The sequence below is a fragment of the Companilactobacillus kedongensis genome, from assembly GCF_003946625.1.
Taxonomy (GTDB): domain Bacteria; phylum Bacillota; class Bacilli; order Lactobacillales; family Lactobacillaceae; genus Companilactobacillus; species Companilactobacillus kedongensis.
The window spans coordinates 119401-134236 of record NZ_RHOR01000004.1 but is presented as its reverse complement, the minus strand read 5'-3'; the positions used below and the strand labels follow the sequence as shown (position 1 = coordinate 134236).

At 35.9% G+C, this 14836-nt stretch carries 13 protein-coding genes; 1 reads left to right on the top strand and 12 read right to left on the bottom strand.

All coding sequences use genetic code 11. From position 1 onward, the window contains the following. Positions 1–22 precede the first annotated feature (22 nt). Entirely contained in the window at positions 23–1267 is a 1245-nt protein-coding gene (gene tyrS / locus EKM60_RS04245) for a tyrosine--tRNA ligase (RefSeq protein WP_125712780.1), read from the bottom strand. Positions 1268–1672: 405 nt separating this feature from the next. Here tyrS and EKM60_RS04240 point away from each other — a divergent pair, with 405 nt between their 5' ends. Next, positions 1673–2260 (top strand): histidine phosphatase family protein, encoded by a 588-nt coding sequence (locus EKM60_RS04240; protein WP_125712778.1) that lies wholly within the window; start codon positions 1673–1675, stop codon positions 2258–2260. 3 nt (positions 2261–2263) lie between these two features. Here EKM60_RS04240 and EKM60_RS04235 read toward each other — a convergent pair whose 3' ends face one another. The 11 genes from EKM60_RS04235 to tuf form a co-directional block, all read right to left on the bottom strand. Further along, positions 2264–3169 (bottom strand): DNA-processing protein DprA, encoded by a 906-nt coding sequence (locus tag EKM60_RS04235; protein ID WP_164508312.1) that lies wholly within the window; start codon positions 3167–3169, stop codon positions 2264–2266. Positions 3170–3234: 65 nt separating this feature from the next. Next, on the bottom strand, positions 3235–4476 hold the full coding sequence (locus EKM60_RS04230) for a DUF3883 domain-containing protein (RefSeq protein ID WP_125712774.1): 1242 nt from the start codon (positions 4474–4476) through the stop codon (positions 3235–3237). Positions 4477–4626: 150 nt separating this feature from the next. Beyond that, positions 4627–6069, bottom strand: a complete 1443-nt coding sequence (gene sufB / locus EKM60_RS04225) for a Fe-S cluster assembly protein SufB (protein WP_125712772.1) — start codon at positions 6067–6069, stop codon at positions 4627–4629. 12 nt (positions 6070–6081) lie between these two features. After that, positions 6082–6516: a Fe-S cluster assembly sulfur transfer protein SufU gene (sufU, locus tag EKM60_RS04220; RefSeq protein ID WP_125712770.1), complete on the bottom strand. Its 435-nt coding sequence runs from the start codon at positions 6514–6516 to the stop codon at positions 6082–6084. Next, complete coding sequence (locus EKM60_RS04215; RefSeq protein ID WP_125712768.1) at positions 6503–7738, bottom strand: cysteine desulfurase; 1236 nt, start codon at positions 7736–7738, stop codon at positions 6503–6505. Before EKM60_RS04215 ends, sufU begins: the two co-directional genes overlap by 14 nt. Beyond that, positions 7725–9008 carry a Fe-S cluster assembly protein SufD gene (sufD, locus tag EKM60_RS04210; RefSeq protein ID WP_125712766.1) on the bottom strand — a complete coding sequence of 428 codons (1284 nt, stop codon included), beginning with the start codon at positions 9006–9008 and terminating at the stop codon, positions 7725–7727. The genes EKM60_RS04215 and sufD overlap by 14 nt, the downstream gene beginning before the upstream one ends. Before the next feature lie 12 nt (positions 9009–9020). Next, positions 9021–9815 carry a Fe-S cluster assembly ATPase SufC gene (sufC, locus tag EKM60_RS04205; RefSeq protein ID WP_125712764.1) on the bottom strand — a complete coding sequence of 265 codons (795 nt, stop codon included), beginning with the start codon at positions 9813–9815 and terminating at the stop codon, positions 9021–9023. Positions 9816–9958: 143 nt separating this feature from the next. Continuing rightward, positions 9959–10546: a ribosome biogenesis GTP-binding protein YihA/YsxC gene (gene yihA, locus EKM60_RS04200; protein WP_125712762.1), complete on the bottom strand. Its 588-nt coding sequence runs from the start codon at positions 10544–10546 to the stop codon at positions 9959–9961. Positions 10547–10612: 66 nt separating this feature from the next. Then, a complete protein-coding gene (clpX, locus tag EKM60_RS04195) occupies positions 10613–11860 on the bottom strand; it encodes an ATP-dependent Clp protease ATP-binding subunit ClpX (protein WP_125712760.1) in 1248 nt (415 codons plus the stop codon). A 165-nt stretch (positions 11861–12025) separates the two neighbouring features. Continuing rightward, positions 12026–13312 carry a trigger factor gene (gene tig, locus EKM60_RS04190; RefSeq protein ID WP_125712758.1) on the bottom strand — a complete coding sequence of 429 codons (1287 nt, stop codon included), beginning with the start codon at positions 13310–13312 and terminating at the stop codon, positions 12026–12028. A 203-nt stretch (positions 13313–13515) separates the two neighbouring features. Then, complete coding sequence (gene tuf, locus EKM60_RS04185) at positions 13516–14706, bottom strand: elongation factor Tu (RefSeq protein ID WP_125712756.1); 1191 nt, start codon at positions 14704–14706, stop codon at positions 13516–13518. Between the last annotated feature and the right edge of the window lie 130 nt (positions 14707–14836).

The following is a 14836-nucleotide window of genomic DNA, read 5'->3' as shown; positions in this document are numbered from 1 at the left end:
TCATTCATCGCCTTAATTAATTTTATTTAATTTTGGCTAAGAAGTACTTTTTCTTTCCGCGACGGATAACGATGTATTTGCCATCAAACGAGTCTTTAGGATCGACCATAGTTGTTGTATCAGTTAGTCTTTCCCCGTTAATTCTAATAGCCCCATTTTGAATGTCTTCACGTGCTTGACGTTTTGATTTGTCGACATTTGCGGCAATCAATAGGTCAACCAAGTTGATCTCATCTGAAGAGATCTCTTCACTTGGTACACCATGGAAGGCTTGTGCAACTTCATCTGTCGTTAGAGCTTGAATTTCACCTGAGAAGAGTACGTCAGTAATTTTTTCTGCTGTTTTAAGTGCTTCTTCTCCGTGAACAAACTTAGTAACTTCTTCTGCCAAAGTTCTTTGTGCTTCACGTTTTTCAGGTGCTGTTTTAACTTTTTCTGCTAAAGCTGCGATTTCATCTTGTGTTAAGAAAGTAAATTTCTTAAGCAGATTGACAACGTCTTTGTCATCTTGGTTGAACCAGAATTGATAGAACTCATAAGGAGATGTCTTTTCAGCATCTAACCAAACGGCTCCACCAGCTGTTTTACCAAATTTAGTACCATCAGCTTTAAGTAATAATGGAATTGTCAAAGCATAAACTTTGGCTTCTTGTCCTTCAGCTTTATGAATAAGATCCAATCCGGCTGTAAGGTTACCCCATTGATCACCACCACCAACTTGTAACTGAATATCGTGTTGACGATAAAGTGTTAGGAAGTCCAATGATTGTAGGATTTGATAGGTAAATTCTGTGAAGGAAATACCTGCTTCCAAACGACTTGAAATAATTTCCTTATTAAGCATGGTATTTACATTAAATAACTTCCCGTAATCGCGAAGAAAATCTAAAATACCAATAGGTTCTGTCCAGTCATAGTTGTTAACCATTGTGAAGTCTTTGAAAATCTTCTTAGCTTGGTTGCTAAGTGCTTCAACGTTGTGATTAACTTGGTCCATTGTTTGCATTGGTCGTTCGGCCTTTTTACCACTTGGATCACCGATCGAACCAGTTGCTCCACCAATAACGATATAAGGATGATGTCCTGCATCACCAAAGCGTTTCAAAGTCATGAATGGTAACAAATGACCGATATGCATTGAGTCTCCTGTTGGATCCATACCACAATAAAGTGAAATGTCCTTCTCGTCGACTAACTTTCTTAAGCCCTCTTCATCAGATTGTTGGTTGATCAGACCACGCCACGAAAGTTCATCAATAATGTTCATTTAAATATCCTCCTATTATTTTGTCCGGATCACTGGGAAAAAAAAAAGCGCCCCTGCAATTAATATGCAGGGACGCTATTTGCGCGGTACCACCCAAAATTCAAATAGAATAATCTATTTGCTCTTTACTCCTGTAACGTCGGACACGAAATTTCAGCTAGGTATTTTATCAATTTATCCTGCATGACTCGCACCAACCGTCAATTCTCTGAACACCCAGATAAATGATTACTTCTTGTGAAGCTGAAATTTAATTTATGTATATGATACTAGCAGACAATATAATTTTTGCAAGTAGTTTTCTTAAAAAAATTGTAAATAAATTAAAATAGTCCTTGCTACTTTTATTAATCACTCAAATCCTTTACAATCTTTAAGGTATAAAAAATCATGAGGAAGTTATGTATGAAAAAGACTCTATATTTAATGCGACACGGTCAAACCATTTTTAATGAACGAGGAAAAATGCAAGGATGGTCTGATGCTCCACTAACAGAACTTGGTTATAACCAAGCTAAAGTGGCCAAAAAATATTATGAAGATAACAACATCACTTTCGATGCTGCCTACTCTTCAACTTCAGAGCGTGCAAGTGACACTTTGGAATTGATCACTGACATGCCCTACGAACGCCGTAAAGGATTAAAAGAAATGTATTTTGGACTATTTGAGGGTGAAAATACCAAATTAAATCCAATAAAATCACATTATGAGCTCTTCAATGACGCTTTTGTTCAATATGGCGGTGAGGATATGATAAATGTTCAAAAACGTGTGACAAAAGAATTAAACGACATCATGAACCAAGATGTTGAAAATGTTCTTGTCGTTAGTCACTACGTTTCGATATTATCCTTCAATAATCAATGGAATGACTCAATCGATGTATTAAGAAGCGGATTTACTAACTGCAGCATCTTGAAATATACTTTTGAAGATAACAAATACAACCTTGAAGAAGTCATCAATCACGATTACTCACATCTCAAATAACAATTAACCACGTCGAATTTCTTCGATGTGGTTTTTTTCTTGCTTAAAAATATCGGAACAATCTTTTATGGGTTTAATTCTAGTATCATTTAGAAAAAATTGATTTCCTGATAATTCTAAATCATCGTACATCATCAATAACTTTTCTTGTTGAAATGCAAAGTTGATAGTATTAGTCGTACCCCCACGCATCCCCGTTTCAGCAACAATTACACCATCACTTAAAGCACTTTGCCACTCGTCTCTAGCGGCCAGATTATGGGAATATACCTTGGTTCCATTAGGATATGTAGAAACAAGAAGACCATTATTATTCAATATTTCTGCAGCCAGATCTTCATTCTCAAAAGGATAGATTGGCATATCTAATCCACTTCCCAAAACAGCAATTGTCTGTTTATGACAATCAACTACTTGTCGTTGAACAACAGTATCAATTCCTTTAGCTAGACCACTGACAATAACATAATTATTGGCTAATTCATTAGTTATATTAAATACCCATGTTTGACTACTTTTCCTAGGAGTTCTCGTACCAACGATTGCTAAGATTTTATCTTCATTTAGCAATCGAAGATTGCCTTTTAGATATAACAAAACCGGACGATTTGCCATATTTTGCAATCTTTTTGGATAACTATCTTCAAAGCAATTTATAATTTGGATATTTTCTTGTAAACTGATTTGTAATCGTTTTAAGGTTACTTCATTGGCTGTTTGCCAAGTTTTATTAGAAATAATCTCCTCATCCAGTAATTTTCTAATTTTAGAAACTTTTGTCGTGCTCAATTCAGCAAAATCAAAGTTTTTTAAATGCTGCTTTGATTCATTTAAATATCCTAAAACAGATTGGTTACCGATTCCTTTAAAAGACAATAAACTCATGATTAAGACAGTTAATTGATCCATATTCAGCTCCATTTTTAGTTTGTTATAGTAAATTTCGCTAAACCCACTTTATTTACCCTAAAAATCTATTTTAAATTCAAACTAACTATATAGTCCTTAGGAATTATATCTACTTTGTCGCTCAAAGATTCATCCAACAGATTCTTAAAAACCGATATTTTAGGACTTTTATCAACATCTGAAATGATATACACCCAATAATTATCGAGTCTTTTAGCAGTATCCAACTCATTTTTAGTTAAATTGAATTTTAACGATTTACCCAAATTCATCGAAGTAGTTTTTACTTCGATATATCTGCGATCACCATTTGTATCACTGGATTGAATATCGAAACCCAAACTATCATCTACATTGGAAACATGCTTAATTTTATTTATTAGTTCCGGATAATTTTTAAGCCTATTTTTCTCATAGTCCATTGCAATTTGCTCACCCGTCAAACCTTTGACACTATTTCTAATCTCCTCAGCTACATAATCAATCTTATACTGCCCGTTCGACTTATCAATTGACGCTTTGTCTATTATTTTTTCCAACTTGTAATTTTTAATTTCATACTTACTAGTTAGTTCAGTATTTTCAAAAGAGGTTTTATTTAAAATTCCTCCGTCGATCCAAAATTCAGAAGAATTATCTTCACTTCTTCTGGGAGTTCCAAAAAGATAATATAAAAATCTTGCATATTCATACATAGGGAGCAAATTTAGAGTGTCGTTACTTTTCTTTATTTCTAACAACAGGTGCTGTTTCTCTCCTAAAGTTTTGAAATCACTAGTTTTAAGTCCAAAAGATTTTATGAAGTGATCATAATGCAAATTAGAAAAAACAGGAAAGTAATAATCAGGATAATACATATAGAGTGTTTTATACTTAACAGTATTAGATAACTTATTAGCTTCAATTGTTTCAAAATCTTGTTGATATCCAAATTTTACTAAAGATACTAACTCACTACGTAATAAATCCATGGATTTTTCCTCGGTTGATCCAGCAAACTTAGCAACGGTATGAATAGATCCATCTTTTTTAGATCTCCAAATACCGTGTTTCAAAGCCGAACCACCTTGTATAGAACCAACAACTTTTGTTTTGAATTCCAGCCAATATGAATAGGAATCCTTATTATTTCCTAAGACATAATCATCAATACTAAGCTTATCCAATGTATCTTTAGGAAATTTAACTTGAAATCCATTTATTAAATCATTTACTTCATTATTCAAATTAACCATGGATAAATCATTCAAGTTTGGTTCATTCATGAAAGGTACCAAATAAGGAATGATTTTTTCAATTTCAATCATATTGCATCTCCCTCTACATATAAAAATTTTACTTCCATTTTCGATTTTGATTATATACCTAAAAGGAGCTATATCACGCTAAAGTATAAAGCGCGACACAGCTCCTATTTTTTATTTATGTAATTACAAGTCGGAAAGACTGAGAAAAAACTATCCGACTGTACCTTCCATCTCATAACTGATCAGACGGTTCAATTCAACAGCATACTCCATTGGCAACTCTTTAGTAAATGGTTCAACGAATCCCATAATGATCATTTCAGTGGCTTTTTCTTCACTCAAGCCACGACTCATTAGGTAATAAAGTTGTTCCTCTGAAACCTTAGAGACCTTAGCCTCATGCTCCATTGAAACATTACCATTGAGGATTTGATTATATGGAATCGTATCAGAACTAGAATCTTCATCCATGATGATCGTGTCACACTCAACGTGAGCCTTTGATCCATCAGAATTTCTTTCAAAACGAACTGTACCACGATAATCTACCGCACCACCGTCTTTTGAAATTGACTTTGAAACGATCGAAGATGAAGTATTTTTAGCCGCATGGATCATTCTGGCACCAGCATCTTGGTCAACATTGTGTCCGGCAACAGCAATCGACAACATAGTACCTCTGGCACCTTCACCATCAAGATAAACACTAGGATACTTCATAGTGATCTTAGAACCAAGATTACCATCGACCCACTCCATTGTGGCATTTTCCATGGCCTGAGCACGTTTTGTCTCAAGACTGTAAACATTATTCGACCAGTTTTGAATGGTTGTATAACGTACATATGCGTCTTTCTCGGCAAATACTTCAACGACCGCAGCATGCAAACTGTCGGTTGAGTAATTAGGTGCAGTACATCCCTCAACGTATTGGATACTTGATCCTTCATCAGCAATGATCAAAGTTCTTTCAAATTGACCACTATTCTCCGCATTCAAACGGAAATATGACTGAATAGGTGTATCTAACTTTACACCTTTTGGTACGTAGATGAACGATCCACCAGACCAAACGGCACCATTTAAAGCCGCAAATTTGTTATCTTCTGGGTGGACTAATTTACCGAACCATTTTTTAAATAGTTCTGGGTATTCACGTAAAGCTGTATCAGTATCAGTAAAGATGATCCCAAACTTAGCAAATTCATCACGCATATTGTGATAAACAACTTCTGACTCATATTGAGCAGATGATCCAGCTAGATACTTTCTTTCTGCTTCTGGAACACCTAAACGATCAAAAGTATCTTTCAACTCAGTTGGAACGTCGTCCCAATCACGATACTTCTTGTCAGTTGCTTTTTGATAATAACGCATATGTTCCAAATCAAGTCCGGATAAATCAGGACCAAATTTAGGCATTGGCATCTTTTTGTACATTGCATAACATTTTAATCTAAAATCAAGCATCCACTTTGGTTCGCCTTTTTCTTTAGAAATAGCACGGACAACGTCTTCTGTTAGTCCTCTACCAGTAGAGAAAACAGGTTTGACATCATCATGAAAACCAAAGTCATAGTCATCTTTTAGATCCAATGATTTTACAGAAGAAACAGCTTCTTCATTATTTTTTGTATTTTCAGTTTCTGGCATATTATTCACTTCCTATTTGCTTTGATTAGTCAATGATTTATGTAATGCTTTCCAAGCTAGCGTTGCACATTTGATTCGAGCTGGGAATTTAGAAACTCCTTGCAAGACGGCAGCATCTTCCAAAACATGAGTATCGACATCTTCACCAATGATCATATCGGAAAATACCTGTACCATATTGTCAGCATCTTCAACTTTTTTATTGATCACGGCATCTGTCATCATGCTGGCTGATGCTTGACTGATAGTACAACCATAGCCACTAAATGCAGCATCTTTAATAATTCCATCTTCTACTTCAAGTTGTAATTTTAATACATCACCGCAAGTAGGATTTTTTAATTCAATTTCATTAGTAGATTGAGGTAATTCCCCATGATGGTGAGGATTCTCAGAATGATCCAAAATCACTTGACGATAAAGGTTGTCCATTTTAGATAGTGACATTTTTAAAGAACTCCTTTGTTGCTTTAATTGCTTCAACTAGTCTGTCAGCATCGTCAATAGTGTTGTACAAGTAAAAACTAGCTCTAGCAGTAGCTTTAAGTCCTAAGTATGTCATCAATGGTTGGGCACAATGATGTCCTGCACGAACAGCAACACCTTCCATATCCAAACCAGTTGCAAGATCATGTGGATGTAATCCCTTCAAATTGAATGAAATAACACCTGTATGATCAACGGGATCTTGTGGTCCATAAACTATCAAATCATCAATGGCAAGTAACTTAGGCAATACATGATCGACAATTGTTTGCGTATTTTTTTGAATATTATCTAAACCAACTGACTCTAAATAATCAATTGCGTATCCTAAGGAAATAGCACCAGCAATATTAGGTGTACCAGCTTCAAATTTCCATGGTAGTTCATTCCAAGAACTGTCGAATTTATTTACAAATTCGATCATTTCACCACCAAATTCAACTGGAGGCATTTGTTCTAGAAGTTCTTGTTTACCATACAAAACACCAATTCCACTTTCAGCCATCATCTTGTGACCAGAAAAGGCTAGAAAATCACAATCTAAGTCATTTACATCAACTGGCATATTAGGAATCGACTGTGCACCATCAACTACCATAACCGCATGATGTGCATGTGCCATTTTAGCTAATTGCTTCACAGGATTGATCACACCTAAAACATTTGATGCTTGAGTGATCGAGACGATTTTTGTTTTATCGGTAATTTTCTTTTCGGCATCTTCCATATCAAGTCGACCATCTTTAGTCAATTCAATATATTTTAAGGTAGCTTTCTTTTCGAGAGCCAATTGTTGCCATGGAACTAAGTTACTGTGATGTTCCATGTAGGAAATGACAATTTCATCACCTTCATGAATATTCTCTTCACCATAACTTTGAGCAACAAGGTTCAATGAGTTAGTTGCACCTTTAGTAAAAATAATTTCTTTAGCAGAATTAGCATTAATAAATTTTCTTACCTTTTCACGTGCGGCTTCAAATTGTTCAGTCGAACGTTCAGCTAAAGTATGAACACCACGATGCACATTAGCATAGTCGCTGTAATAGAAGTTAACTACTTTGGACATGACTTCTTTAGGCTTTTGCGTTGTGGCAGCATTATCCAAATAAACTAGATCTTCGTCGTTAACTTTTTGATCAAGAATGGGGAAATCTTTTCTCCAGATATTATTTTTGTCCATAGACTAATTTCCTCTCGATCATCTGAGTTAGACTAGCACGTACATCTTTTTCAGGGATCTCAGAAATAACACTACTTAGGAATCCACGAATAACTAATCTTTGAGCAGTTTTTTCGTCAATACCACGACTCATCAAATAATACATTTGATCTTCATTAACACGACCAACACTAGCAGCATGTCCAGCCGTAACATCGTTTTCATCAATCAAAAGAATTGGGTTAGCATCCCCACGGGCTTTTCTAGAAAGCATCAAGACACGACTCTCTTGTTGTGCATCTGATCCTCTAGCACCCTTGACGATATGACCAACACCATTAAATGTCAGAGTTGATTTTTGCAAAATAACCCCGTGTTGAAGGATATGTCCAATCGTATGCTTACCGTAATTAGTAACTTTAGTATCGATCCCTTGAACTTGTTCACCAGTGGTAATAGCTACAACTTTAGCCTCCGTGTGTGAACCTTCGCCCAATAGATCAGTTCCAAAGTCACCAATAACATCACCATCATTCATAAATCCAATAGCCCAGTCGAGACGAGCATTATTACCTGTAATACCGCGACGATTCAAATAAGTTGTCGTATCTTTTGACAATTGGTCAAGTGCTGAAAAATGTACTCGCGAATTGTCGGCTGCAATCACTTCGACAACAATATTGGCCTTATTTTTATGACCAGAACCTTCAGAGACTAAGTTTTCCAGATAAGTTACTTCAGTATCGGCTTCAGCAACGATCAAAACGTGATGTACAAAATCACGATCAATGGAATTATCTTGGACAAACATGGCTTGAATAGATTTAGTTAGATGTACACCCCTAGGAACGTACAAGAAAGCACCACTATTTAAAAATGCAGCATTCAAAGCCGTTAATTTATTATCAGTTGTTTTAGTAACCTTAGTCATGAAATATTTTTGCATCAATTCAGGGTAATCTTTCATAGCTGAAAAAATATCAGTTAGAATAACGCCCTTCTTTGATAATTCATCTTCCAAATTCATTGAGATCGTTTGATCTCCAGCTTGGTAGATATAATTATTTGCTTGAGGTTTTCTATCAAATTCATTGGCACTGGAATTATCGATTGAACCGGGACGGTCTAATCTCCAACTACGGTAATTGATTTTTTCATATTTAGGAAGAGATAATTCGTCGGCTTTTTCCAAACTGTCAAGACGCACTTTTTTATACCAATCTGGTTCACCTTTAGATTGAGAAAAAGAAGTCACGTCGTCTTTATATTTATCTATTAAATTAGCTCGCATAAACTCCTCCTCCTAAATTTCATCCGTTAGTTTAACATCAAGATGTAAGTCGTCACGTAGACCAGCATAACCCTCGTCTTCTAGTTTCTTAGCCAATTCTGGGCCGCCACTCTTAACAATTCTTCCATCCATCATAACGTGCACTTGATCTGGAACAATATAATTCAAAAGTCTTTGATAGTGAGTAATGATCAATGAACCAAAGTTATCACCACGCATTGAGTTGACACCACGTGAGACAACCTTTAGAGCATCAATATCAAGACCCGAATCAATTTCATCCAAAATAGCAAATTTTGGTTCGATCATTAGTAATTGCAGAATTTCATTACGTTTCTTTTCACCACCGGAAAAGCCTTCATTAAGATATCTTTCTGACATTTCATCAGTCATATCCAAAATATCTTGTTTGGATTCAAGTTTCTTAATGAAATCCATAACGGGAATTTGATCATCTTTGTCACGACGTGAATTGATCGCAGCACGCATGAACTCAACATTTGTAACACCAGGAATTTCAGCTGGGTATTGCATTGCCAAAAATAGTCCTAAGCGAGCACGTTCATCAACTGGTAATTCCAAGATACTTTTACCATCAAGTAAAATATCACCTTGAGTTACCTTATATGCTGAATTACCCATAATTGCTTGTGATAAAGTCGACTTACCCGTTCCGTTAGGTCCCATAATCGCATGGATCTCACCTGTACTCATTGTTAAATTAACGCCCTTTAAGATCTCTTGTCCTTCACCGTTCTCATCATCAGTTACTGAAACATGTAGATCTTTAATCTCTAAAGTAGACATTCAAATCCCTCCATTACTGTTAATGCTTTCATTATAGTATTGTTTCAATTCGAAACCAATATAATTTAATATATTCGATAGTAATAAATTAAATTCCTCACAAATGTGGGTAGCAAAAAAGGCCACAACTAATTCCTGTGACCTTAATTTGCCATTTTTGACTCGATCCAATCCCAAACTTGTTCTTTACCATATTTAGTTTCAGCACTAAACATTTGTAAATCATCAGTTTGATTGATCTGCATTGTCTTCATAATTTGACTACTACTCTTATTCCACTGATTTTTCTTTACTTTATCCATCTTAGTAGAAACGATCAGTGTGGGAATATGGAAATAACTAACGTATTGGTACATGGATACATCATCTTCACTTGGTGCATGACGACCGTCAGTTAAAATAATTACACCTTTTAAAACTTCTCTAGTTGTTAAATATTCTTCGATCATAGTACCAAATTCTTCACGTTGCTTTTTGGATACTTTGGCAAATCCATATCCTGGAACATCAACCAAATAGAGTTGCTCTTCTATATTATAGAAGTTAAGTGTTTGCGTCTTACCTGGTGTACTTGACGTTCTGGCAAAACTTTTACGATTTATAAGTGTGTTGATCAAAGAAGACTTACCCACGTTAGAACGTCCTAATAGCGCGATCTCTGGGTAACCATCATCTGGATACTGCTTAGAACTAACGGCACTTAAATTCATTGAAACATTATTTACCTGCATAATTCACCTCAATGTTCTTATTTTAACATATGACATACTATCAAGAATATAAAAAAAGATTGCCTACTAGGCAACCTCTCCATCTTTTAGAATTAATTCTGGTTCTTTAACTTTGCGAACAGCATCTTTAGTTACTTTAACCATCTTGACGTCTTTTCTTTCTGGAATATCGAACATTGTATCCAGCATTGTTTCTTCAACAATTGAACGCAATCCACGAGCACCAGTATTTCTTTCAATTGACATCTTGGCAATTTCACTCAAAGCTCCATCAGTAAATTTCAACTCAACACCATCAAGTGACATGAGTTCTTGATATTGCTTAATAAGAGCGTTCTTAGGCTTTGTAAGAATCTGAACCAAATCATTCTCAGTAAGCTTTTCAAGAGCTGTAACGATAGGAATACGACCGATAAATTCTGGAATAATACCAAATTTCATCAAATCTTCTGGAATGATCTGTTGCATCAAACTCTTTTCCTCGTCGAGGTTAATGTCATGTTCGGCACCGAAACCAATTGTCTTATCACCTAAACGGTTTTTAACAATTTGTTCGATACCATCAAAGGCACCACCAACAATAAATAGAATGTTAGTCGTATCAATTTGAATAAGCTCTTGTTGAGGATGCTTTCTTCCACCCTGTGGTGGCACACTAGCAATTGTTCCTTCAAGAATCTTAAGTAATGCTTGTTGAACACCCTCGCCTGAAACATCACGTGTAATAGAAACATTTTCACTTTTCTTGGAAATTTTATCAATTTCATCAATATACACGATTCCATGTTCAGCTTTTTCAACATCAAAGTCAGCATTTTGCAATAACTTCAATAAGATATTCTCAACGTCTTCACCAACATAGCCGGCTTCAGTTAAAGTTGTTGCATCAGCGATTGCAAAAGGTACCTTCAAAATACGGGCCAGAGTTTGAGCAAGGAAAGTTTTACCTGAACCTGTTGGTCCAATTAAAGCAATATTACTCTTTTGTAACTCTGTATCGCCATCTTTTGAGTTTTCCATCTTATTGATTCTCTTATAGTGATTGTAAACGGCAACTGATAAAGCACGCTTAGCATCACTTTGACCAATGACATAATCATCAAGGATATTTTTAATTGCTACTGGTGTAGGGATATTTTCAAGATCTAATGGTTTGTTTTCACTTAATTCCTCATCAATGATCTCTTTACAAAGATCGATACATTCATTACAAATATATACGCCTGGTCCTGCAACAATTTTTTGAACTTGATCTTGTGTCTTTCCGCAGAAAGAACAACTGATTGTGCCTGTAGTTTCTGTACTATCAAACATATGCGATTTCTCCTTCAATAGTTCCAATACTTTGAAAGTCTAGCATTGAAGCTGTTAAGAGTAAAGTAATTAGTTTTAAACAGATTTTACCTTAAACTCATATCAATTAATTACCTAAAAAAAAGAAGCCGATAGGCTTCTTTTATTCAATAATCAATTAAATAATTATTTTTCTACTGATGAATCAACGATAAGTTCGATAGCTTTCTTAGCTGAAATATCATGGGCCAACATATCGTCTGTAAGAGCATTTCTAACAGCCTTTTCGTCCATGTTGTATTCATCAGCAAGTGACTTAACTTCATCTTTGATTTCGTCTTCTGTAGGTTTGATGCCTTCTTTAGCAACAATTGCTTCGATAACAAGATCAGTCTTAACACGTTCTTCAGCGTCAGTTGAGAATTGCTTCTTCATATCGTCTTCTGTTGTACCTGTCATTTGATAGTACAACTTAGGATCGATTCCTTGACGACGTAAGTTTGATAGGTATTGGTTCATTTGGTTAGAAACCTCTGTATCGATCATAGCTTGTGGTACTTCGTCAATCTTGGCATTCTTTACAGCAGCTGAGATAGCTTCTTCTTGAATGTTTTCTTCAGCAGTTTGCTTCTTTTGATCCTTCAATTCATCATGAATCTTCTTCTTAAGATCATCTAAAGTATCAACGTCTTCATCAACGTCCTTAGCAAAGTCATCATCAAGTTCTGGTAATTCCTTTGTCTTAACTTCATGGATCTTAGTCTTAAAGATAGCTTTCTTACCAGCTAAATCTTTTGCTTGGTAGTCTTCTGGGAATGTTACGTTTACGTCAACATCCTCATCAGCACTGTGACCAATCAATTCGTCTTCAAATCCAGGAATAAATGAACCTGAACCTAATTCAAGTGAGTAGTTTTGAGCACTACCACCATCGAATTCTTTACCATCAACTGAGCCAGCATAGTCAATAACAACTGTGTCGCCCTTTTCAGCTTTACCGTCTTTAAGAACAAGTTCAGCTTGTTGTTTTTGTAATTCTGCAAGACGAGCTTCAACGTCTGTCTTCATAACATTACGTTTTTGCTTCTTAACTTCAAGACCAGTATAGTCACCAAGTTCAACATCTGGTTTAACAGTAATAGTTGCACTGATAGCCCATGGTTGGTCTTTTTCCATTGAATCAACACTAATTTGTGGTTGGTCAACGGGTTCAACTGCAGCTTCGCTAACAGCCTTGTCATATGCTTCTGGTAAAACAGCGTTCAAAGCATCTTCGTACAAAGCTTCTTCTCCGTACATACGGTTGAAGATTTGACGAGGTACTCTACCCTTTCTAAAACCAGGAACGTTTAAGTTTTTCTTTACACGATCAAAAGCAGTATCTAAACCTTTTTTGATAGTATCTTGGTCAATTTCAAATTTTAATTCACCAGTATTTTTTTCTTTTTTTGTAAATTCAGCCTTAGCAGACATTTTATCCCTCCGGTATTTCACGATCTCATACTTTGTAATATTACCTTAAATCAATAATATTGTAAATATTTCACGCTAAATATAGGCTTTTAAGCCATTAGTTCACTATTATAAGATACCTTAAAGCGTTTTCTTAATCAAATATGATAATAAAAAAAGAGCTGAGACGTAGTCTCAACTCTTTTTAGATAGAATCAAAGAGATTAGTCTAAGATATCTGTAACAACACCAGCACCAACAGTACGTCCACCTTCACGAACAGTGAAACGTGTACCTTCTTCAACGGCAACTGGAGCAATCAAGTCAACTTCAAAAGTTACTTGGTCTCCAGGCATTACCATTTCAACGCCTTCTGGCAATTCAATAACACCAGTAACGTCAGTAGTATGGAAGTAGAATTGAGGACGGTAGTTTGAGAAGAATGGAGTATGACGTCCACCTTCTTCTTTTGTCATGATATAAACTTCACCCTTGAACTTTGTGTGAGTTTGGATTGAACCTGGTTTAGCAAGAACTTGTCCACGTTCAACTTGGTCACGGTTAATACCACGAAGAAGTACACCAACGTTATCTCCGGCTTCACCAAGATCCAATGTCTTACGGAACATTTCTAGACCAGTAACAGTTGACTTGATAACGTCTTCTTTCAAACCAACGATTTCAACTTCATCACCGACTTTAACTTCACCACGGTCGATACGACCAGAAGCAACAGTACCACGTCCAGTGATTGTAAATACGTCTTCAACAGGCATCATAAATGGTTTGTCTGTTTCACGAACTGGTGTTGGGATATATTCATCAACAACATCAAGTAGTTCTTCAACGTGTTTGATTTCCTCTGGGTCACCTTCAAGTGCTTTCAAGGCTGATCCACGAACGATAGGTGTATCGTCCCCAGGATAATCGTATTCTGAAAGTAATTCACGTACTTCCATCTCAACTAAGTCAACAAGTTCGTCATCATCAACAAGGTCTGTCTTGTTTAGGAATACAACGATGTATTCAACACCAACTTGGCGAGCCAAAAGGATGTGTTCACGAGTTTGTGGCATAGGACCATCAGTTGCAGCAACAACAAGGATGGCACCATCCATTTGTGCAGCACCTGTGATCATGTTCTTAACGTAATCAGCATGTCCTGGAGCATCAATATGTGCATAGTGACGCTTTTCAGTTTCATACTCAACGTGAGCAGTGTTGATAGTAATCCCACGTTCTTTTTCTTCTGGAGCTTTATCAATATCAGCGTAATCTTCAGCTTTAGCTAAACCTTTGTCAGCCAAAACCTTTGTAATTGCGGCTGTTAATGTTGTCTTACCGTGGTCAACGTGACCAATTGTCCCAATATTTACATGGGGCTTTGTTCTCTCATAATGTTCTTTTTCTGCCATTACAAAGAATCCTCCTAAAATTTCATTTCATAAGATTAATCCAAAGAAAATGTTCTTTAGATGACTCTTTACTGAAAAATTATACTACTTTCAGGGGCGAAAGCAAAGCAATTCAACGCAAATCGCCTAC